This is a genomic window from Thioclava sp. DLFJ5-1 (genome assembly GCF_002020115.1).
Lineage (GTDB): Bacteria > Pseudomonadota > Alphaproteobacteria > Rhodobacterales > Rhodobacteraceae > Thioclava > Thioclava sediminum.
Genome location: NZ_MPZU01000004.1, coordinates 316,230 through 336,108, shown reverse-complemented (window position 1 = coordinate 336,108; position 19,879 = coordinate 316,230). Strand labels below are relative to the sequence as shown.

General features: G+C 64.5%; 21 protein-coding genes. 16 read left to right on the top strand and 5 right to left on the bottom strand.

Annotation, left to right across the window (positions count from 1 at the left end; genetic code table 11):
• The 10 genes from BMI86_RS14415 (at window position 1) to hypE (ending at window position 8,240) form a co-directional block, all read left to right on the top strand.
• Complete coding sequence (locus tag BMI86_RS14415; protein WP_078542010.1) at window positions 1-417, top strand: hydrogenase accessory protein; 417 nt, start codon at window positions 1-3, stop codon at window positions 415-417.
• A 4-nt stretch (window positions 418-421) separates the two neighbouring features.
• Complete coding sequence (locus BMI86_RS14410; RefSeq protein ID WP_078542009.1) at window positions 422-1,252, top strand: hydrogenase expression/formation protein; 831 nt, start codon at window positions 422-424, stop codon at window positions 1,250-1,252.
• On the top strand, window positions 1,249-2,088 hold the full coding sequence (gene hybE / locus BMI86_RS14405; RefSeq protein ID WP_078542008.1) for a [NiFe]-hydrogenase assembly chaperone HybE: 840 nt from the start codon (window positions 1,249-1,251) through the stop codon (window positions 2,086-2,088). Before BMI86_RS14410 ends, hybE begins: the two co-directional genes overlap by 4 nt.
• Window positions 2,085-2,969 (top strand): hypothetical protein, encoded by an 885-nt coding sequence (locus tag BMI86_RS14400; RefSeq protein WP_078542007.1) that lies wholly within the window; start codon window positions 2,085-2,087, stop codon window positions 2,967-2,969. Before hybE ends, BMI86_RS14400 begins: the two co-directional genes overlap by 4 nt.
• On the top strand, window positions 2,962-3,303 hold the full coding sequence (hypA, locus tag BMI86_RS14395; protein ID WP_078520435.1) for a hydrogenase maturation nickel metallochaperone HypA: 342 nt from the start codon (window positions 2,962-2,964) through the stop codon (window positions 3,301-3,303). Before BMI86_RS14400 ends, hypA begins: the two co-directional genes overlap by 8 nt.
• A complete protein-coding gene (gene hypB / locus BMI86_RS14390) occupies window positions 3,303-4,202 on the top strand; it encodes a hydrogenase nickel incorporation protein HypB (RefSeq protein WP_078542006.1) in 900 nt (299 codons plus the stop codon). Before hypA ends, hypB begins: the two co-directional genes overlap by 1 nt.
• On the top strand, window positions 4,199-5,674 hold the full coding sequence (locus BMI86_RS14385; protein WP_078542005.1) for a sigma-54 dependent transcriptional regulator: 1,476 nt from the start codon (window positions 4,199-4,201) through the stop codon (window positions 5,672-5,674). Before hypB ends, BMI86_RS14385 begins: the two co-directional genes overlap by 4 nt.
• Entirely contained in the window at window positions 5,674-5,961 is a 288-nt protein-coding gene (gene hypC, locus BMI86_RS14380; RefSeq protein WP_078542004.1) for a HypC/HybG/HupF family hydrogenase formation chaperone, read from the top strand. The genes BMI86_RS14385 and hypC overlap by 1 nt, the downstream gene beginning before the upstream one ends.
• Window positions 5,962-5,966: 5 nt before the next feature.
• Entirely contained in the window at window positions 5,967-7,109 is a 1,143-nt protein-coding gene (gene hypD / locus BMI86_RS14375) for a hydrogenase formation protein HypD (RefSeq protein ID WP_078542003.1), read from the top strand.
• Between the two features lie 111 nt (window positions 7,110-7,220).
• Window positions 7,221-8,240 carry a hydrogenase expression/formation protein HypE gene (hypE, locus tag BMI86_RS14370; RefSeq protein WP_078542002.1) on the top strand — a complete coding sequence of 340 codons (1,020 nt, stop codon included), beginning with the start codon at window positions 7,221-7,223 and terminating at the stop codon, window positions 8,238-8,240.
• Here hypE and BMI86_RS14365 read toward each other — a convergent pair.
• Window positions 8,237-9,673, bottom strand: a complete 1,437-nt coding sequence (locus tag BMI86_RS14365; protein WP_078542001.1) for a PLP-dependent aminotransferase family protein — start codon at window positions 9,671-9,673, stop codon at window positions 8,237-8,239. The two genes, hypE and BMI86_RS14365, sit on opposite strands and share 4 nt — an antisense overlap.
• A gap of 66 nt (window positions 9,674-9,739) precedes the next feature.
• On the opposite strand from BMI86_RS14365, the gene BMI86_RS14360 reads away from it, so the two are divergent.
• Complete coding sequence (locus BMI86_RS14360; protein ID WP_078542000.1) at window positions 9,740-10,396, top strand: pyridoxamine 5'-phosphate oxidase family protein; 657 nt, start codon at window positions 9,740-9,742, stop codon at window positions 10,394-10,396.
• On the opposite strand, the gene BMI86_RS14355 is transcribed toward BMI86_RS14360, so the two are convergent.
• Genes BMI86_RS14355 through BMI86_RS14345 form a run of 3 tightly spaced genes read right to left on the bottom strand, consistent with a single transcriptional unit; the run spans window position 10,393 to window position 13,129 of the window.
• On the bottom strand, window positions 10,393-12,006 hold the full coding sequence (locus BMI86_RS14355) for a hypothetical protein (protein ID WP_078541999.1): 1,614 nt from the start codon (window positions 12,004-12,006) through the stop codon (window positions 10,393-10,395). The genes BMI86_RS14360 and BMI86_RS14355 overlap by 4 nt on opposite strands.
• Window positions 11,994-12,629, bottom strand: coding sequence for a hypothetical protein (locus tag BMI86_RS14350; protein ID WP_143594813.1), 636 nt, complete (start codon window positions 12,627-12,629; stop codon window positions 11,994-11,996). The genes BMI86_RS14355 and BMI86_RS14350 overlap by 13 nt, the downstream gene beginning before the upstream one ends.
• The gene (locus BMI86_RS14345) at window positions 12,626-13,129 is read right to left on the bottom strand and encodes a hypothetical protein (protein WP_078541997.1); all 504 of its coding nucleotides are present in this window, start codon (window positions 13,127-13,129) and stop codon (window positions 12,626-12,628) included. The genes BMI86_RS14350 and BMI86_RS14345 overlap by 4 nt, the downstream gene beginning before the upstream one ends.
• Before the next feature lie 362 nt (window positions 13,130-13,491).
• Here BMI86_RS14345 and ugpB point away from each other — a divergent pair, with 362 nt between their 5' ends.
• From ugpB to ugpC, 4 genes are all read left to right on the top strand, one after another.
• Window positions 13,492-14,805: a sn-glycerol-3-phosphate ABC transporter substrate-binding protein UgpB gene (gene ugpB / locus BMI86_RS14340; protein WP_078541996.1), complete on the top strand. Its 1,314-nt coding sequence runs from the start codon at window positions 13,492-13,494 to the stop codon at window positions 14,803-14,805.
• 68 nt (window positions 14,806-14,873) lie between these two features.
• A complete protein-coding gene (gene ugpA / locus BMI86_RS14335) occupies window positions 14,874-15,755 on the top strand; it encodes a sn-glycerol-3-phosphate ABC transporter permease UgpA (protein WP_078520423.1) in 882 nt (293 codons plus the stop codon).
• A 32-nt stretch (window positions 15,756-15,787) separates the two neighbouring features.
• Window positions 15,788-16,624 (top strand): sn-glycerol-3-phosphate ABC transporter permease UgpE, encoded by an 837-nt coding sequence (gene ugpE / locus BMI86_RS14330; RefSeq protein WP_075774334.1) that lies wholly within the window; start codon window positions 15,788-15,790, stop codon window positions 16,622-16,624.
• A 9-nt stretch (window positions 16,625-16,633) separates the two neighbouring features.
• On the top strand, window positions 16,634-17,686 hold the full coding sequence (gene ugpC, locus BMI86_RS14325) for a sn-glycerol-3-phosphate ABC transporter ATP-binding protein UgpC (RefSeq protein WP_078541995.1): 1,053 nt from the start codon (window positions 16,634-16,636) through the stop codon (window positions 17,684-17,686).
• On the opposite strand, the gene bhcR is transcribed toward ugpC, so the two are convergent.
• A complete protein-coding gene (bhcR, locus tag BMI86_RS14320) occupies window positions 17,683-18,483 on the bottom strand; it encodes an HTH-type transcriptional regulator BhcR (RefSeq protein WP_078541994.1) in 801 nt (266 codons plus the stop codon). The genes ugpC and bhcR overlap by 4 nt on opposite strands.
• Window positions 18,484-18,679: 196 nt before the next feature.
• Here bhcR and bhcA point away from each other — a divergent pair, with 196 nt between their 5' ends.
• Window positions 18,680-19,873: an L-aspartate--glyoxylate aminotransferase BhcA gene (gene bhcA, locus BMI86_RS14315; RefSeq protein ID WP_078541993.1), complete on the top strand. Its 1,194-nt coding sequence runs from the start codon at window positions 18,680-18,682 to the stop codon at window positions 19,871-19,873.
• Window positions 19,874-19,879 lie beyond the last annotated feature (6 nt).

Sequence of the window (19,879 nt, the reverse complement as noted above, 5' to 3'; positions counted from 1 at the left end):
ATGCACGATTTCGCAATGCCCGATACGGCTGCCCCCTCGGGTGCGATGCACCCGCTGGTGACCCGCCTGATCGACGAGATGGGCTATCCGCTTCTGGCGAACCTGTCCGATGTGGCCGAGTTCACCGCGCGTCCCGGGGCGCATTGCCTGTTCATTCCGGGCGACGCGAAACGCAACCTCGAGACCCCCGACGCCGCCGTGGTGCTGCCGGAAATCCGCATGGCCTTCCAGCACGCCTTCGACTGCGCCGTGGTGAGCGATGCGATCGAGACCGAGCTGCGTCAGCAGACCCGCGCGCTGAAAGCCCCCGGTTTCCTGTTCTACCGCGAGGGCGAGTATCTCGGCGCGATCGAGAAGATCCGCGACTGGGATGATTATGTCGCCCGCACCTCCCACATCCTGACCGCGAAAGGCTGAGAGGATGGTTTCCAATTTCCACCTTCCGCCCATGGGCTTCGGTCCCGGCTCGCAACCCGAAGACGAGGATGCGCAGCTCGAATATATGCAGCTCCCTTCGGGTATGCGCACCTATTCGGCGCATATGCCTGACATCGACGACCCGTCCAGCGTGACGCCCGCGCTCAAGACGCTGGCCGATGTGGCGAAGGCCTGCGAGGCGGCGGCGCAAGGCGGCATGGCGAGCTTCGATCTGAGCCATCTCGATGCCGAGAACCGCGCGCTCATCGCAGAGACGATGGGGCAGGGCGAGGTCGCGATGAAGATCCGCGGCATCCCGGCGCTGGCGGTGCAGGAGTCGGTCTTTGCGGGCGTCTGGATGATCGCCGGTTCGGGCGTCGACAAGATCGAGGTCGGTCCGGTCCCCTCGGCGGCGCTGAGCCGCGCCTTCGAGCCGTTCCGCAAGGCCGAGGGCAAGACCCATCCGCGCGGTCCGGGCGTCGTGAACGCCCCGGCACTGATGGCCGAACTGGAGGATAAATCGGGTAGCTTCATGGGCGGCGAGCCGCATGTGGTGAACCTGACCCTGCTGCCCCATACCGAGGAAGACCTCGTCTGGCTCGATGCGGCGACGGGCGAAGGCGCGGTGACGATCCTGTCGCGTGGCTACGGCAATTGCCGCGTCACCGCGACCGCGCTGCCCCATGTCTGGCGTGTGCAGTTCTTCAACTCGATGGACACGCTGATCCTCGACACGTTCGAGGTCACCACGATGCCCGAGGTGGCGATCGCCGCGAAAGAGGATCTCGTCGACTCCGCCGAGCGGATCGTCGAAGTGCTGGAGGCGATCCGATGAGCGTTGCGGGGTTCGAGGGAAGCTACATGGGCGCCAATGACCGGATTTCCGATCAGGCAATCATGGAATGCAAGATCTGCTGGACGCCCTACGATCCCGCGGAGGGCGACGATTTCCGCCAGGTCCTGCCCGGCACGCCGTTCTCGATGCTGCCCGAGGACTGGCATTGCCCCAATTGCGACGCGCCGAAAGAGCAGTTCATGGTGCAGACCGATCCGGGCGCGCCCGCGATGCTGGAAGCGCGTCGGATCGAGGAACAGGTGGCCAAGCTCACGGCCGATTTCCGCGAGGTCTGGCATTCGAAAATGCGTGACGTGCCCTTGGTGAACAAGGCGCTCTCGGTCGAGCCGGTGGGGTTCGTCTCGCACGAGGGGCGCGGGCTTGGCGTACTTGTCAGCCCGTGGTTCATGAACCTGATCATGTTGCCGCGCGAGGGCGAGGACTGGTCGGCGCTGGTCCCCGGCGCCAAGGAAAACATCGATTTCCCGTCCGGCACGTACGAATTCATCCATAACGTCCGCGAGATGGGTGGCGGCTACAAGGCGTGCTCGCTCTTCTCGCCGATGGGCGATTTCCAGACGCAGATGCAGGCGACCGATGTCGCTCGCGCGATCATGATGGAGCTGTTCAAGGACGAGAACCGCGCCGAGACGGATCGCAAATCCGAAATCCGCGCCGGTCGCGAGGCCGAGCTTGCCGCGGTCGAGGAGGCAGAGGCTGCGCAGGCGGCGGAAGACGCCCTTGCCGAAGAGATGGCGCAACCGACCCGGCGCAAGCTGATCTCGGCCGGTCTGGCCGAGGATGCGCCGCGCGACGCGGCGGATGACGCGGAATGACCCAGACGCTCGGCATAACCATTGCGCGCGACGGCGCTCGGCTGAAGGCGGTGCTTGCGCTGCCCGCGCCGAGCCCGGTCGAGGCGATGATGCTGGGCAAGACCCCCGAAGAGGTGGCGGAACTGATGCCCCGCCTGTTCAACCTGTGCGGCATGGCGCAGGGCCTCGCGGTGCGGCTGGCGACGGGTCTGGAGACCGCCGGATGCGACCCGCGGCGCGAGATTTTGCGCGATCATCTCTCCAAGCTATGCCTGCGCTGGCCCGCGCTGATCGGTCACGACCCGATGCCGCTGCCCGCGGATTGGTCGAAGGGCGGCGCGGCGCTGCAGCGCTGGATCTGGGGCGGTGCGCGGCCCGCGCGGCTGGCGGACTGGCTGAGTTCCGGTGCGGGGATCAGTCCGCTTCTGGCCGCGATCGCGGAGCGCTTCGCGCCGGGCGAAGCGGTGGCCGATCTGCCCGACCTGTCGCAGCCTTTGTCGCTGGTGCCGCAGGAGAATTCCGCCGCCGGGCGGGTGCGCGACGCGGATCTGATGCGTCAGGCCGAAGCAACTCATGGGCGCGGACCGCTCTGGCGGGCGCTGGGGCGCGTGGTCGATCTGGATCGGCTGTGCTTCGATGCGCCGCCAGCGCGTCGGGTCGCGCCGGGCGTGGCCTCGGTCGCGGCGGCGCGGGGCGCCTATACCTTGCAGGTCAGATTGAATGGCGGTCGTGTGAGCGCACTGACCCGGATCACGCCGACCGACCATCTGACGGTGCCCGGCGGGATGTTGCAGCGTAGCCTCGAGAGCCTCCCCGCAGAGAAAGCGTCTTTGGCGAGCTTGGTAGTGGACATACTCGATCCCTGCGTGCCAGTTCTGATGCGGGAGGTTGCCGATGCATGAGATGTCGATCGCCGAAGGCATCCGCGGCGTGATCGAGGATGCGGCCAAGGCCAACAGCTTTTCGCGCGTGACCACGCTGCGGCTCGAAATCGGGCGCTTTGCGGGCGTCGAGAAACACGCGCTGGAATTCGCCTTCGACGTTGTGATGCGCGGCTCGCCTGCGGAAGGCGCGGAATTGCAGATTATCGACATTCCCGGCAAAGCGCTCTGCTATGATTGCGCGGAGACTGTGGAAATCGAACATCGACTGGACCCTTGCCCGAACTGCGGCGGCGGCAAATTGCTGGCGCAGGGCGGCGAGGAGATGCGGATCAAGGATATGGAGGTGCTCTGATGTGCACGGTGTGCGGATGCAGCGGACATAGCGTGGAGGATCAGTTCCGCGCCCATCTGGAAAAGAGCAGTCAGGCCGTGCCGAAAGCGGCGCCTCTGGCGGTGCTCGCGCAAGGAGCTCCGGCACCCGCGCAGGGCCATCAGTCTCACGATCACGCCCCCCACCATCACCACCACGACCACGGCGATATCCATATCGGCCTTGGGGCGGCAGGCACCGAAGTGCCGGGTATGAGCCAAGAACGTCTGATCGAGATCGAGACCGATATCCTTTCGAAAAACAACGATTTCGCCGGGAAGAACCGGGCGCGACTGGCGCAGAAGGGCATCTTCGCGACCAACCTCGTCTCCTCTCCCGGCTCGGGCAAGACCACGCTCCTGTGCCGCACGATCGAGATGCTGGGCGATGCGCCGCTCGCAGTGATCGAGGGCGACCAGCAGACCACCAATGACGCGGACCGCATCCGCGCGACAGGCGCGAAGGCCATTCAGGTGAACACCGGCAAGGGCTGCCACCTCGACGGGCGCATGGTGGAAACCGCGCTCGACCGGCTCGCGCTGCCCGAAGGGTCGATTCTGTTCATCGAGAATGTTGGCAACCTCGTCTGCCCCGCCGCCTTCGATCTGGGCGAGGATGCGAAGGTCGCGATCCTGTCGGTCACAGAGGGCGAGGACAAACCGCTGAAATATCCGGACATGTTCGCAGCCGCCGGTCTCGCGATCCTCAACAAGACCGATCTGGCCCCCTATTGCGATGTCGATCTCGATCTCTACGAGGCCAACATCAAGCGCGTGAACCCGGAGATCGAGGTGCTGCGCGTCTCGGCCCGCACGGGCGAGGGGATGCAGGCGTGGCTCGATTGGCTCAAGCGCGGGCTCGACCGGAAGGCCGCGTCATGACCGGCTCGACCCCGGCCATCCTCCTCGTCGATGACGAGCCCCATTCGCTTCAGGCGATGAAAATGGCGCTCGAGGACGAGTTCGAGATCCTCACTGCGCCGGGGGCTGAAGAGGCGATGGCGGTACTCGAAGAGGAATGGGTGCAGGTGATCTTCTGCGATCAGCGGATGCCCGGCCGCTCGGGGGTCGATTTCCTCACCGAAGTGCGCGAGCGCTGGCCGGAAACGGTGCGGATCGTGATCACCGGCTATACCGACAGCGCCTCAATGGTGGCCGCGATCAACGATGCGGGCATTCACCAGTTTATCGCCAAACCCTGGCATCCCGAGCAGCTTCTGACCGTGGCCCGCAATGCCGCGCGGATGTTCCAGCTGTCGCGCGAGAACGAGCGGCTGACGCTGGAGATGCGGTTCCTCAACTCGACCACCGAGACGCGGGTCGAGAAGCGGCGTCGGTCTTTGCGCGAGGGGATGGGGTTCGAGACGATCCTGCGCTCGCCCAGTTCCGCGATGAACGCGGCGGTCACTCTCGCGCGGCAATATGCCAGCTTCGACGTGCCGGTGTTGATGACGGGTGAGCCGGGCACGGGCAAGACGCAGATGGCCCGCGCGATGCATTACGGCTCGCTGCGCTCGGAGAAGCCGTTCTACGAATTGAACATTTCCGGCATGCCGGAAGACCTCGCGATGGTCGAGCTGTTCGGCGCCAAGCGCGGCGTGCTGCCCGGTGGCGTGGCCAAGATCGGGCTGGCGCAGAAAGCCGATCGCGGCACGCTCTATCTGGCCGGGATCGAGGGCGCGAGCCCGGCATTGCAGCTTGCGCTACACCGGATGCTGCGCGACGGGACCGTGACCCCGGTGGGCGGGCAGGAGGCGGTCTCGACCAATCTGCGACTGATCGCGGGCGCGTCGGGCGACCTGCGCGCAGGCGTCGCCGAGGGGCGGTTCCGCACCGATCTTTACTATGCGTTGAGCCTTGGCGAGATCGCGATCCCGCCGCTGCGCGCGCGGCGGGGCGACGTGGCGATGCTGGCGCAGGCGATCCTTTCGGAGGTCGCGACGAGCCACGGCAAGCCGGTGATGGGGTTCGAGGCGGCGGCGCTGGAATTTCTGGAGAATTACGACTGGCCGGGCAATCTGCGCGAACTGACCAACGAGGTCACGCGGATGCTGATCTTCGCGCAGGACAACGTGCTGGGCGCAGAGCTGATCTCGCGCCACATCCTGCAGGCCGATCCATCGGATGAGGGCGCCGATCGCGCCGCCGAGGACGTGATGACCGCCGAGGGCACGCTCAAGGACCGGATCGAGCTGATGGAGATGCGCATCCTGCGCGAGACGCTTACCCGCAACCGCTGGAACAAGAGCCGTGCGGCGGCCGAGCTGGGCCTGTCGCGCGTGGGCCTGCGGGCGAAACTGGATCGTTACGGCATCGCCGACCCGTCGGTGGCCACCGAGGAGGAGAGTGACTGATGTGTTTGGGTATTCCGGGCCAGATCGTGGCGATCACCGATGAGACGCGCCAGATGGCGATGGCCGAGGTGTCGGGCGTGCGCCGCGAAGTGAATGTGGCCTGCGTGGCAGCGGGCGCTCTAGAAGGCCTCGTGGGCCAATGGGCGCTGATCCATGTCGGTTTCGCGATGAGCCTGATCGACGAGGACGAGGCCGAAAAGACGCTAATCGCGCTGCGCGATCTTGGCGAGGCGCAAGAGGCGCTGGAACAGATGGCCGCGGGCGATGCCGCGCTGGCAGGGGAGTGAGGCAGATGAAATTCGCATCCGAATTCCGCGATCCGAAAGCCGCCAAGGTGCTGCTGGCCGAGATCGCCAAGGTGGCCGACCGGATCGGCGCGACGAAGGACAAGCCCGTCCACATCATGGAGGTCTGCGGCGGGCATACCCATTCGATCTTCCGCTACGGGCTCGACAAGCTGGTCCATGAGGGCATCGAGTTCATCCACGGCCCCGGCTGCCCGGTCTGCGTCCTGCCGCGCGCGCGGGTCGATGAATGCATCGAGATCGCCGAGCGTCCGGGCGTGATCTTCACCACTTTCGGCGATGCGATGCGCGTGCCGGGGACGAAGAAATCGCTTCTGCAGGCGAAGGCCGATGGCGCGGATATCCGCATGGTCTATTCGCCGCTCGACGCGCTGGAGCTGGCGCGCCGTAACCCGGAGCGCGAAGTGGTGTTCTTCGGGTTGGGGTTCGAGACCACGACCCCCTCCACGGCGCTCGCGATCCAGCAGGCCGCGCGCGAAGGCTTAGGCAATTTCAGTGTGTTCTGCAATCACATCACCGTGCCCGAGCCGATCAAGGCGCTGCTCGATGATCCGCATATGTGCCTTGATGGCTTCATTGGGCCCGGTCATGTCTCGATGGTGATCGGCATCCATCCTTACGATTTCATCGCGCAGGATTACGGCAAGCCCATCGCGGTGGCAGGCTTCGAACCGCTCGACTTGCTGCAATCAGTACTGATGGTGCTGCGCCAGATCGCGGAGGGCCGCGCCGAGGTCGAGAACCAATATGCCCGCGTCGTGCCCGAGCATGGCAATCCGGTGAGCCTTGCCGCGATCGACGATGTCTACGAGACGCGGCCGTCCTTCGAGTGGCGCGGCTTGGGCGAGATCGACAAGTCGGGGCTGCGCATCCGTGCGCAATACGAAGCCTATGACGCCGAGGAGAAGTTCGGCATCGGCTATGCCACCGGTCGGCGCGAGGTCGAAGAGGCCGAGGGCTGCGCCTGCGGGCAGGTGATGACGGGGCGAATGAAGCCGGTGGAGTGTTCGCAATTCGGGCGCGGCTGCACGCCGGAAATGCCGCTTGGCGCGCTGATGGTGAGCTCCGAAGGTGCCTGTGCGGCCTATTGGCAATATGGCGGCGCGCGCGCTGTCGAGCCGGCGGAGTAGGGGGCTCTGCCCCCGTCGCCGGATGGCGACAGTGATTGAGGGAGGAGGGGGCGCCGCCCCCGTGCTTGCGCGCTCCCCCGGGATATTTGAACCAAGGCGAAGGTAGGTAGAATGGCTCTGCGCGACGAGCGGGTGACGCTGGCCCATGGTGGTGGCGGCAAGGCGATGCGGGATCTGATCGAGGAGGTGTTCACCTCGGTTTTCGCGCCGCCCGGCATGGAGGATCAGGCGCGCCTGCAGGCCGAGGCGCTGGCCGAGCCGGGCGCGCGGCTGGCCTTTACGACCGATAGCTATGTCGTCACGCCCATCGAATTTCCGGGCGGCGATATCGGCAAGATCGCGGTTTGCGGCACGGTGAACGATCTGGCTGTGGGCGGCGCGACACCGCTCTGGCTCTCGGCGGCCTTTATCATCGAGGAAGGCACCGAGATCGCGCTTCTGCGCCGGATCGTGGCGACGATGGCGCGCGAGGCGGAGGCTGCCGGTGTGAGGATCGTCACCGGCGATACCAAAGTGGTCGGGCGCGGGGCTTGCGACGGGGTGTTCGTCACCACCGCGGGCGTCGGCGTGATCTCCGGCGGGGTCGAGATGGCCGCAGGGCTGGTCGCGCCCGGCGATGTGGCGATCGTGAACGGGGTGCTGGGCGATCATGGCGCGACGATCCTTGCCGCGCGCGGCGATCTGGCGCTGTCGAGCGCGATCGAGAGCGATTGCGCCGCTCTGGGGCATCTGATGGCGGATGTGCTGGCGGTGGCGCCGGGTGCGAAGGCCGCGCGAGATCTGACGCGGGGCGGACTGGCCTCGGCGCTCAACGAGATTGCGGAAGCCGCGGGCTGCGGCATCGAGATCGCCGAGGACGCGCTGCCGCTGCGCACCGAGGTCGTCGGGATGTGCGAGATCCTCGGGCTCGATCCGCTGTATCTGGCCAATGAGGGGCGGCTGGTGGTCTTCGTGCCCGAGGCCGAGGCGGAGGCCGCGCTGGCCGCGATGCGCGCGCGCCCCGAAGGGACCGGCGCGGTGATCGTGGGCCGTGCGGTCGACGGGCATAAGCAGGTGCGGATGACGACGGCGTTCGGCGGTCAGCGCATCGTCGATATGCTGGTGGGCGAGCAGTTGCCGCGCATCTGCTAGAGTTCCTTTAGCAGGGCGCGCAGCGTGTTTGCGGCGGTGCTCAACGCCCGTTCGTCGAAGGCGGCATAGCCCATGAGCAGGCCCTGCGGCGGGTCGGGCAGGCGGGCGTGGGACGATAGCGCCCGCAGCGTGAGGCCTTCTGCCTTTGCGCGCTCGGATATCGCACGGTCGCCCAAGGGGGCGAGGGCCGGGCCGAGGCCTGCGCAGAGATGCATTCCCGACGGGTCGGGCTGAAGCTGAAGATAGTCCTCCAGCCCCGCCAGTTCGCTCAGCAGGTGACGCTGGCGCTTCGCGTAATGGCGCCGCATCCGCCGCAGATGGGTCGCGAATTCGCCGCTTGCCATGAAGCTCGCCAGCGCCGGTTGCGGAACCATCGAGACCCGTGATCCGGTCGTCGCAATCGCGTCGCGCATGGGGGTCACCAGCCGCTCGGGCAACACCAGATAGCCGATCCGCAACGCCGGGCTGAGCAGTTTCGAGAAGCTGCCCATATAGATCACGCGCTGCAACCCATCGAGCCCTGCCAGCGCCGGCAGGGGCTGACCGCGATAGCGGAACTCGCTGTCGTAATCATCCTCGACGATCAACGCATCGCGCTCGCGCGCCCAGTCAAGCAGCGCCAGCCTGCGCGTCAGCGGCATTGCGATCCCGGTCGGGAAATGGCGCGATGGGGTGATGGTGATCGCGCGGGTCTCGGGCGGCAGATCGGCGGGGTCGAGCCCCTCGGCGTCAATGCGCACCGGGCGCTCGGTGATCCCGCTTGCGGCCAGCACATGACCCATCGTCGCCCAGCCTGGGTCTTCGGTCGCCATCAGCGCGCCGGGGGGCAGCACCGCCCGCGCGATCAGGTCGAACCCGTCCCACGCACCGCCGGTGATCACCACCTGTTCGGTCGCGCAGTCGAGGCCGCGCCACGCCGCGAGGTGGTCGCGGATCGCCTGCCGCAGCGAAGTCCAGCCGAACGGGTCGGGCCGGTCGAGAAGCGCGGGATCGGGGTTGCGCCATGCCCTTTCGAGGTGGCGTGCCCAGAGCCTGTGCGGGAACAGCGCCTGATCGGGCAGGCCGGGCTGAAAGGGCAGCCACGTCTGTGCCGCGTGCGGCTGCGAATGTGAGGCGTCCCGCGGCGCGGGCGGTGCGAGATGGGGCAGGTCCTCGGCCACATAGGTGCCGCCGCCGGGGCGGGTGCTCAGGTAGCCCTCGGCGATCAGCTGATCATAGGCGGTGGTCACCGTCATGCGCGAGACCGACAGTTCCTCGGCCAGAGCGCGGCTTGGCGGCAGGCGCTCTCCGGCTGCGGCGGGATCGGCGCGCAGCATCTCGCGCAGCGCTTGCGTCAGCTGCGCGTGCAGCGGCAAGCCGGAGCGGCGATCCAGCGACAGGCCGAAAAGGGAGGCGTTCAGATTGGACTGGTGCATTTTGGCGAAACTGGACATGTTTTCCTATCCAATAGGGCGGTATCGCTGCCGGGACAAGATAGACCCGCTTTGAGTGAGATCCCCATGACCGAGCCCCTTCCCGTGACCGACCGTTCCCGTCTGCGCCGCCTGCATGAGCGCGGCCATTTCGACCGCGAGACGATCAACGCGATCCTCGATGCGCAGCCGATGTGCCATGTGGGCTATGTCCGCGACGGTAAGCCTTACGTGACGCCGACCATGCAATGGCGCGAGGGCAATCACGTCTATTGGCACGGCTCTTCCGCGAGCCGCGCTCTGCGCAGCGAGACGCAGGCCGAGGTATGCCTGACGGTCTCGATCCTCGACGGGTTGGTGCTGGCGCGCTCGGGTATGCATCATTCGCTCAATACGCGCTCGGTGATGCTGTTCGGGACCGCGTTCAAGGTGGAGGACCCGGCGGAGAAGCTGCAAAAGCTCGGGGCCTTCGTGAACCATCTCTATCCGGGGCGCTACGAGATGCTGCGCCCCGATCACGCGCAGGATCTGAAGGCGACGACCGTGCTGGGGATGGAGATCACCGAGGGCGCCGCGAAGATCCGCACCGGCGGACCGAGTGACGACGAGGAGGATTATGCGCTGCCGATCTGGGCCGGGGTGATCCCGATCCGTATGGAGGTGGGCGACCCGATCCCCGATCCGCGCAATCTCGACGGTGTCGCGATGCCCGCGCATGTGCGCAATTTCCGCTATGGCGGTTAATTCGAGGCGATCTGGTCCAGTTCTCTCAGGCGCATCTCGTAGAAGTAGGTGAGGCAGTCGATCAGGCTGCGGAATTGCAGCGGGTCGTTCGTGTCGATGCCGCCCGGACGACAGGCGCGGTCGCGGATATTGAGCCAGCGTCGCTGGCTTTGCTTCGTGCCCTCTGCGTCCTTGGCGACGGCGCGGGGGTAGAGCTTGCCCAGTACCCCGTCGAGCTGGCCGAGCGGGCGGATCAGGCAGATCACCTCCGCCGCCGGATCTAGCTTGCCCGTGCAGTCGAAGCTGGGGCCGGTGATATCGGGGAATTTGGCGAGGATCGGCGTGAGCTCTTCGGAGGGCGCGATGGCGGGGAAATTGTTCCAGACGCCATCGGGGCCGAGGATGGTGAAATCGTTGATCGGGTAGGGGGTGTCGTAGTCTAGAATTTCGCGCCGCCGGTATTCGGGGAAGTATGGGGAATGAATGGCGGGCGAGAAGCTCTGAACGTACCAACGCCCCTCCGATTTCCTGAAAGCGGTGCAATCCATCCGCCCTATACCGGGCACAGACCCTTCGAAGTAGAATACGTCTTCCCCGGCTGGCGGCAGGAGAAGTTGTGCAAAGCCCACGAGTTCCTTGCTGACGCGCGGGAGTGGCCCTCCAGAGGTCTGTCTGTCTTTTGGCGCGAATGGACCGGTTTCTGGGTAATTCGCGAGTCCGCCGATTGCCGACTTCAGCGGCTGTGCGAACCAATATTTCTCAGTGTTCTCGAACACGACATAGCTGCAGGCTTCAAATGCACCGCTCAGCCCGATCTGCGCCGGGAAGGGTGCGCGATCCGCGATCAGTGTCGTCTTGGTGGCCTTCAATGCCGCGACAGTATTCAGAAGCAGATACTGTTCCGCCAACGGACGCGTATCGTTTTGACGATATTTCTTTCCGATCATCGCGAAAACGAAATCCGGGGCGAGCTCCCAAGTGCTCATCCGCTTGGTGATCTCGTTGATCGCATCTTGGGCCTGAGCGTAAAATTGATTTGCGATGAGCTTGCTGAGTTCTTTCGAGAACGGGGTGCCGTCTGGCACCTGAATTGCGCTCGTAATGCTGGAAAATGGGGCGTGAAAGCCGACGATTGCGTCGGAGTGGATATGCCGTATCGGCATTTCCTTCGCGCCGCGGGCCATGCGGACGGCGCCACCCAGAAACGCGATCGCGCAGGCAGAAAGGCACTGGTCTCCTTTCCCCACATAGGTTTCAAATCCCACGATCTGATCCGAGAGCTTCAGCCCCGCATAGAAATCGCCGCCGCCGCTATTAAGCGACACCACGACATTTTTCTGGTTCGCGCCAAGCGATGTAGTCTGGTCGAAAATCTCGCTCGCGCGCTCCGCTACGATCTCGCCGAACTTTTCGGCATCTCCCGGTTCGATCTCCCCCTCGATCCGAATGTGCAGGTAATCCTTGAAGTCGAACCTGTCGCCCGCGTGAATGGCGTCGCCGAAAGCCTCTTCGCCGAAAGGAAGCACGAATTCGTCGGTAATGGGCGGTGCCCAGTAGATGTCGGCCGCCTGGGCAGTCGGCGCGAAAGCGAGAGTGCTCAGCGCGGCGAGGGCAGGGATCAGTCGTCGCATCGGGCCTCCACGAAGTGCTGCAGGCCGGTCCCGAGCCCGGACGTGCCGAAGGTCTCGCGCACTTGGGTGATCGGGCCTTGGTAGAGGTCGGCGAAACTGGCGGCGTAGCCACAGAAATAGTCAGTGGCGATCTGTGCGTCGCAGCGTTTCGTCGCGATGCACAGCTCGACCTGATCGAAGAAATTCGCCATCTCTGACACGGCCGCGAATTGCTCCTGACGCTTTACGGGAGGGCGTTTCTGGAAGAGCAGGTCAAGAAATTTTTGCCGCTGCGCGGGAGGGATGCCGCCTTTGATCGCTGTGACTTTGGCTAGGGCGTCCGAGTTCTGCCACCAGAACTGCGCAAGTTCGCGGCGGGCGCTTCCTGCATATTCGAGGTCGGAAAAGCGCGCGACCATTTCGAGCGAGAGATCGGCTTTTCGGTCCTCGCGCCATTGGTAGATTTGCCCGGCGGTGAAGAGGAGGGCAGCTATCGTGGCGATCCAGGAGCCCATCTCGATCTTATCCCGGATGCTCATGGCCGTGTTGGACGCGACTTCGGCCGGGGCGGTATCCGCTTCAGGCGCGTCTCTGGGCACATTGGGGGCGTCTGCGGCAGGGGGCGGCGTTTGCCCCGCGCTCACTGCGGGCATCCCGAGAAATCAAGCTCGGCCACCGGAATTTCGGTCGTCTCGTCGAGCTTTGCGACCTGCTTGCGCGCGACGCTGTCGAAACTGTCGCGCAGGCATTCGAGCTGCGCACGTGTCAACACGAGCACCGCCGCCTTGGGATTGGCGGGGATGACCGCGCCAGATTGCAACCGCGGCAGACCTTCCGAGTCGATGGCGGAATTGCGGCTCGTTCCCTGTGCGATCTCCGCTGCGGTGGGGTCGAAAACCCCGTCTTTGCAGAAGCCCACGAAGAGGATGGACGGGAATGCCCGTTGCTCGAGGTAGTCGGTTGCATGATCGCGCAGGCATTCGGCCTGATCCCATCGCAGGGCGGGACCTTCACCGGAGCTTTGGGCATAAGCTGCGCCCGTCGATGCGAGGGCGATCCCTGCGGCGGCAAGGATCGGAAAGGCAGAAAACTGATACGATGCAACGAACATGACGATGATCCGAACCGAATTGAACCATTTCAACAGGCTAGCAAATCGGAGGGATTCGGCAAAGCGCCGCCGGGGGCGAGGCGAAACATGGTCGGACGTTGCGCGGAGCTGTCGGTTTTTGTTCGGTTTTGGTCGAAGCGCGCAAAAATGCGCTTCACAAAATCGTGAGCAATGGATCGGCCTAACTTCGAGAAACTTCGAAATTCCTATGAAAAATAGGGATTGAGGAGGCACGGCTCCGCATCGGGTAACGCGACCGAGCGTGAAAGCGAAAACGAAATCACTCTCTTGTTTTGTTCCTGTTACATCCGCACACTACGCCGCGTAGCGCGGAGGCTTCGCACGGGGCCTCAGATCCATCCAACAATGAATCCCGCTACATATGGGAGGAAGACATGAAGAACTTTGCACTCGGTGCGGCGCTTGCGTCGGCCTCGCTCATTGCGCCCTTCACGGCCAATGCGGCGACGGAAATCCAGTTCTGGCACGCCTTTACCGGCCGTCTCGGCGAGCTCGTCGATCAGCAGGTCAAGGATTTCAACGCCAGCCAGGACCAGTATGAGGTCGTGGCGACCAACAAGGGTAACTACTCGGAAACGCTGAACGCCGGGATCGCGGCTTTCCGCGCCGGTGAGCAGCCCGACATCCTGATGGTGTTCGAGGTCGGCACGGCGACGATGATGGCCGCCAAGGGCGCGATCAAGCCGGTCTATCAGGTGATGGAAGACGCGGGCGTCGAGTTCAATCCCGACGATTATATCGGCGCGGTGAAGGGCTACTACACCACCACCGACGGCAAGATGCTGTCGCTGCCCTTCAACTCCTCGACGCCGGTTCTCTGGGTCAACCGCGACATGCTCGACGAGGCAGGCGTGGCCAAGGATGCGCCGCTGACCACCTGGGAAGATGTCGGCAAGGTGCTCGACCAGCTGAAGGCTTCGGGCGTCGATTGCCCGATGACCACCGCGTGGCAGAGCTGGATCCAGCTCGAGAACCTCTCGGCCTATCACAACGTGCCGTTCGCCAGCCAAGAGAACGGCTTCGCCGGTCTCGACGCCAAGCTGGAATTCAACGGCCCCGTTCAGGTCAAGCATATCCAGACGCTGGGTGACTGGGCCAAGAAGGGCGAGTTCGTCTATAAAGGCCGCCGCAACGAAGGCGGCGCCGATTTCCGCGCTGGCACCTGCGCGCTCTTCACCGAGAGCTCGGCCGGTTACGCGGGCATCAAGTCCGAAGCCAAGTTCAACTTCGAAGTGCATCCGCTGCCCTATTGGGGTGACGTGGACGGTGCGCCGCAGAACACCATCATCGGGGGCGCTTCGCTCTGGGTGATGTCGGGCAAGGATGACAGCCATTACAAGGGTGTCGCCGAATTCCTGAGCTATCTCTCCTCGCCGGAAGTGCAGGCGAAGTGGCACCAGGACACCGGCTACCTGCCGATCACCAAGGCTGCGGCTGATCTGACCCGCGAGCAGGGCTTCTATGACGCGAACCCCGGCACCGATGTGGCTGTGAAGCAGATGACCGCGAATGCGCCGACCGAGAACTCGAAGGGCATCCGTCTGGGCAACTTCGACCAGATCCGCGGCATCATCGACGAGGAACTGGAAGCTGTCTGGGCCGGTGACAAGACCGCTCAGGACGCGCTCGACAACGCGGTGGAGCGTGGCAACCAGCTGCTGCGCCGCTTCGAGCAAGCCAACCGCTAACCCAAATCCGGCCGCGGGCAGGCGAGACCTGCCCGCGGCTATTTCTATTCGAAGGCCCCGATCCCGATATGGAAAAACGCGTAACCTTCAAGGGCTGGCTCTTGCCGATGCTGCTTCTTGCGCCGCAGTTGATCGTCTCGGGCGTGTTCTTCTTCTACCCGGCGGGCGAGGCGGTGTGGCAATCGCTGTTCATCCCCGATCCGTTCGGCCTGTCGATGCAATATGTGGGCCTCGGCAATTTCGAATATCTCTTCAACGACCCCTATTACCGCGCCTCCTTCGTGACGACGGCGGTGTTCTCGACCCTCGTGACACTGGTCTCGATGATCCCGGCACTGTTCCTCGCGGTGCTGGCGGATCGGCTGGTGAAAGGGGCGGGGACCTATCGCACGCTCCTGATCTGGCCCTATGCGGTCGCGCCCGCGGTGGCCGGTGTGCTGTGGCTCTTCATGTTCAACACGCGGATCGGTGTGGTCGCCTTCTATCTCAACCAGATGGGCTATGACTGGAACCATGTGCTCAACGAGCATGAGGCGATGGGGCTCGTCGTCGTGGCGTCGGCCTGGGGGCGGATCAGCTACAACTTCCTGTTCTATTTCGCGGCGCTGCAAGCGGTGCCGAAATCGGTGATCGAGGCGGCGGCGATCGACGGGGCGCGGTTCTGGCGGCGCTTCTTCACGATCGTGCTGCCGCTCCTGTCGCCCACGACCTTCTTCCTGCTGGTCGTCAACATCGTCTACGCCTTCTTCGAAACCTTCGGCGTGATCCACACGATCACGTCCGGCGGGCCGCAACAGGCCACCACGATCCTCGTCTACAAGGTCTATGCCGACGGGTTCGTCGGTCAGGACCTTGGCAGCTCCGCCGCGCAATCCGTGGTGCTGCTGGTGGTCGTGGGCTTCCTGACGGTGCTGCAATTCAAATTCGTCGAGAAGCGGGTGCATTACTGATGGCTGACATGCACAACGAACCGCCCCCGGGCATGGTGGAAAAGCGCGGCTCCGGTCTTTGGCTGACCCATGTGCTGATGATCGCGGGCGTGCTGGTGATCTTCTTCCCGATCTGGCTGGCCTTCGTGGCCTCGACGCACACGCAGCAAGAGATCGCGCAGGCACCGATGCCGGTGATGCCGGGCTCGCACCTGATCGAGAACTACTCGGATGCGCTGTTCTCCGGGGTGAACGTACCGGTCGCGACGATGCTGGTGAACTCGCTGGTGATGGCGCTGGGGATCGCGCTCGGCAAGATCGCGATCTCGCTCTTGTCGGCCTTTGCGATCGTCTATTTCCGCTTTCCGGGGCGGCGCTTCTTCTTCTGGATGATCTTCATCACGCTGATGCTGCCGGTCGAGGTGCGGATCGTGCCGACCTACGAGGTCGTGGCGGGCTTCGGGATGCTCAACAGCTATTCCGGCCTGATCCTGCCACTGATCGCGTCGGCCACGGCGACCTTCCTGTTCCGGCAGTTCTTCCTGACGGTGCCGGACGAGCTGGCCGAGGCTGCCCGTGTCGACGGCGCGCGTCCGATGCGCTTCTTCTTCGATATCCTGCTGCCGATGAGCCGCACGAATATCGCGGCGCTTTTCGTGATCCTCTTCATCTATGGCTGGAACCAGTATCTCTGGCCGCTTCTCATCACCACAAATCCCGAGATGAACACCATCGTCATGGGGCTCAAGCAGATGTTCCCGTCGGGCGACGATATCGCCGATTGGCCGGTCATCATGGCGACCTCGATCCTCGCGATGATCCCGCCGGTGATCGTGGTGATCTCGATGCAGAAACTCTTCATTCGCGGCCTCGTGGACAGCGAGAAATAAGGGCAGACAATGGCGACCGTTGAACTCGAAAATATCAAGAAACGTTTCGGCAAGACCGAGGTTCTGCACGGGGTCTCGATCGACATCCAGGATGGCGAATTCATCGTCATCGTCGGTCCGTCCGGCTGCGGGAAATCGACGCTTCTGCGTATGGTCGCGGGGCTGGAGAGCATCTCCGAGGGCGAAATCCGCATCGGCGAGGCCCGCGTGAACGAGCGCGAGCCGATGGATCGCGACATCGCGATGGTGTTCCAGAACTACGCGCTCTACCCGCATATGTCGGTGCGCCAGAATATGGGCTACGGCCTGAAGATCGCGGGCATGGCGAAGTCCGAGATCAAGCGCCGCGTCGACGAGGCGGCGAAGCTGCTGCAGCTATCGGACTATCTCGAGCGCAAGCCGCGCGAACTGTCCGGCGGGCAGCGCCAGCGCGTCGCGATGGGACGCGCCATCGTGCGCGAGCCGTCGGTCTTCCTGTTCGACGAGCCGCTGTCGAACCTTGACGCCAAGCTGCGGGTGCAGATGCGCGTCGAAATCCGCGAGCTGCAGCGCAAGCTGGGCGTGACCGCGCTGTATGTCACCCACGATCAGGTCGAGGCGATGACCATGGCCGACCGGATGATCGTGATGAATGGCGGCGTGGCCGAGCAGATCGGCACGCCGCTCGAAGTTTATGAGCGCCCCGTGACCATCTTCGCAGCGCAGTTCATCGGCAGCCCCTCGATGAACATCATCGATGCCGAGGTGCGCGCCGGACAGGTGATGCTGGGCCATGTCACGCTCGGCCCGACCGATCTGCCCGATCGCCCGGTCAGCCTCGGCATTCGGCCCGAACATCTGCATCCCGACGATAACGGGCCTCTGACGCTGAATGTCACCCTGTCCGAGCCGCTGGGGGCGAATACGCTCCTGCACGGCACGCTGGAAGGGCGCGGCGAGGCAATGACCGCGGCGCTGCCCGGCGTGCATATGGAGAAGCAGGCGGTGGGGCAGGTGCGGCTCTCGGTGAACGCCGAGGACCTGCATCTCTTCGATCCGAAAACCGGTCAGCGGCTGAATTAAGCCGCGCCGATCCGGTGACTGATCGCTTTCGCGGCCTGAGCGACCGCTTGCCCGAGCGCGGGCAGGCGGCTATCGGGAATTCGCTGCACAGGGCCGGAGACTGAAATCCCCGCCACCGCGTCGCCATGCGCGTCGAAGATCGGCGCGGCGATGCAGCGCATCCCGAGCGTGCGTTCCTCATCGTCCACCGCGTAGCCCCGCGCCGTGATCCGCTCCAGTTCTGCGCGCAAGGCTTCCGCATCGCCGATCGTGCGGTCATTGAACCGCGTGAAGTCATACTCCGCGAGGAGCTGGTCGAGCCGGTCCGGGGCATAGGTGCTCAGAAGCGCCTTGCCGATGCCCGACGCGTGCAGCGGCGCGACCGTGCCCGGCGGGAAGAACGCGCGGATCGGATCATGCGTCTCCACCTGCCCGGTAAACAGCACCTGTCCCGCGCGCTCGACACCCAGATTTGACGTCTCCCCGGTCGCGCGCATCAGATCCTGCATCAGCGGCCGCGCACGCTCGAACACATTGGTGCGTCGCAGGAAGGCCGAGCCGATGCGGAAGGCCGCCGGGCCAATATGCCAGTCCTGCGCCTCGGGCTCCACGAAATCGCGGGCATGCAACGTGGCCAGAACCCGGTGCATCGTCGCCGGAGACTGGTCCAGCTCGCGCGCGATGGCGCTCAGCGACAGCCCGCCATGCCGAGCCAGCAGGTCCAGCACGTCGAGCGCCCGGTCCAACGCTAGGATCGTGCCCTGCGCGGGGTCTGTGTTGAAGCCCTTCGGGCGGCCCTTCCGGCGGGGCGTGGTCATCGGGCGCACCTCTGAGCGGCGAAAAGAAATATCTTATGCAGTATAAAGCAAAATCTAATTTCACTGTATGAAAAAATCAAAGCCCTGAATTCCTTTATGTTTCTTGACCGACGCGGTGCAAACGCCCACGATCCGTAAAAATTTCAGGGTTTACTGCGCCATGGTAGAAACGCTTCCGACACATGGAGGAGGCGTCATGATCCATCTCAATCCCGTTTTCATTCCGGGCCCGACCAACATTCCCGAGGCGCTGCGCAAGGTCGTCGATATCCCGACGATGGACCATCGCAGCCCCGGTTTCGCCGATATCATCCATCCGACGCTGGACGGTGTGAAGAAGGTGCTCAAGACGACCACGGGCGAGGCCTTCGTCTTCCCTGCGACCGGCACCGGTGGCTGGGAGACGGCGATCACCAACACGCTCTCCCCCGGCGACAAGGTTCTGGCCTGCCGCAACGGGATGTTCAGCCATAAATGGATAGACATGTGCCAGCGTTACGGGCTGGAGGTGGAGGTGGTCAGCGTCGCGTGGGGCGAGGGCATCCCGGTCGATCGTTTCGCGAACATCCTCGGCGCCGACACGGGCCACCAGATCAAGGCGGTGCTTGCCACCCATAACGAGACCGCAACCGGCGTGACATCGGATGTCGCGGGCATCCGGCGGGCGATGGATGCGGCGGGGCACCCGGCGCTTTTCTTCGTAGATGGCGTCAGCTCGATCGGGTCGATGGAGTTCCGGATGGATGACTGGGGCGTCGATGTCGCGGTCACCGGCAGCCAGAAGGGCTTCATGCTTCCGCCCGGCCTCGCCATCACCGGCTTTTCGCAAAAGGCTCTGGAGGCGGTCGAGGGTGCCAAGCTGCCGCGCTGCTTCTTCGACATTCGCGACATGCGTACGGGCTACGCGGCCAACGGTTATCCCTACACGCCGCCGGTGGGGATGCTGAACGGGTTGAAAGCTTCCTGCGACATGCTGCTGGAAGAGGGGCTGGGCAATGTCTTCGCCCGTCACGCGCGGATCGCGGAAGGCGTGCGCCGCGCGGTGGCGGCCTGGGGGATGGAGCTTTGCGCCGTCTCGCCCGATCTCTATTCCAACAGCGTCAGCGCGGTGCGTGCGCCCGAGGGGTTCGACGCGGGCCGGATCGTGGCGCAGGCGCTCAATACCTATGGCGTGGCCTTCGGGGGCGGGCTCGGCGATGTCGCGGGCAAGGTGTTCCGCATCGGGCATCTGGGCCTGATGACCGATGTGATGGCGCTCTCGGGGCTGGCCACGGCCGAGATGGCGATGGTCGATCTCGGCCTGCCGGTGGAGCTGGGCAGCGGGGTTGCCGCAGCCCAGGCACATTACCGCGAGACCGCCGCCACCCCTGTGCGACAAGCCGCCGCGTAAGAGCGG

Coding starts and splice junctions, on each gene's coding strand:
- ugpB (WP_078541996.1), top strand. CDS start 13,492: ATGAAGAACTTTGCACTCGGTGCGGCGCTTGCGTCGGCCTCGCTCATT.
- hypD (WP_078542003.1), top strand. CDS start 5,967: ATGAAATTCGCATCCGAATTCCGCGATCCGAAAGCCGCCAAGGTGCTG.
- BMI86_RS14415 (WP_078542010.1), top strand. CDS start 1: ATGCACGATTTCGCAATGCCCGATACGGCTGCCCCCTCGGGTGCGATG.
- bhcR (WP_078541994.1), bottom strand. CDS start 18,483: ATGACCACGCCCCGCCGGAAGGGCCGCCCGAAGGGCTTCAACACAGAC.
- hybE (WP_078542008.1), top strand. CDS start 1,249: ATGAGCGTTGCGGGGTTCGAGGGAAGCTACATGGGCGCCAATGACCGG.
- BMI86_RS14400 (WP_078542007.1), top strand. CDS start 2,085: ATGACCCAGACGCTCGGCATAACCATTGCGCGCGACGGCGCTCGGCTG.
- hypA (WP_078520435.1), top strand. CDS start 2,962: ATGCATGAGATGTCGATCGCCGAAGGCATCCGCGGCGTGATCGAGGAT.
- ugpE (WP_075774334.1), top strand. CDS start 15,788: ATGGTGGAAAAGCGCGGCTCCGGTCTTTGGCTGACCCATGTGCTGATG.
- hypC (WP_078542004.1), top strand. CDS start 5,674: ATGTGTTTGGGTATTCCGGGCCAGATCGTGGCGATCACCGATGAGACG.
- bhcA (WP_078541993.1), top strand. CDS start 18,680: ATGATCCATCTCAATCCCGTTTTCATTCCGGGCCCGACCAACATTCCC.
- hypE (WP_078542002.1), top strand. CDS start 7,221: ATGGCTCTGCGCGACGAGCGGGTGACGCTGGCCCATGGTGGTGGCGGC.
- BMI86_RS14365 (WP_078542001.1), bottom strand. CDS start 9,673: ATGTCCAGTTTCGCCAAAATGCACCAGTCCAATCTGAACGCCTCCCTT.
- BMI86_RS14410 (WP_078542009.1), top strand. CDS start 422: ATGGTTTCCAATTTCCACCTTCCGCCCATGGGCTTCGGTCCCGGCTCG.
- BMI86_RS14385 (WP_078542005.1), top strand. CDS start 4,199: ATGACCGGCTCGACCCCGGCCATCCTCCTCGTCGATGACGAGCCCCAT.
- BMI86_RS14360 (WP_078542000.1), top strand. CDS start 9,740: ATGACCGAGCCCCTTCCCGTGACCGACCGTTCCCGTCTGCGCCGCCTG.
- hypB (WP_078542006.1), top strand. CDS start 3,303: ATGTGCACGGTGTGCGGATGCAGCGGACATAGCGTGGAGGATCAGTTC.
- ugpA (WP_078520423.1), top strand. CDS start 14,874: ATGGAAAAACGCGTAACCTTCAAGGGCTGGCTCTTGCCGATGCTGCTT.
- BMI86_RS14355 (WP_078541999.1), bottom strand. CDS start 12,006: ATGCGACGACTGATCCCTGCCCTCGCCGCGCTGAGCACTCTCGCTTTC.
- ugpC (WP_078541995.1), top strand. CDS start 16,634: ATGGCGACCGTTGAACTCGAAAATATCAAGAAACGTTTCGGCAAGACC.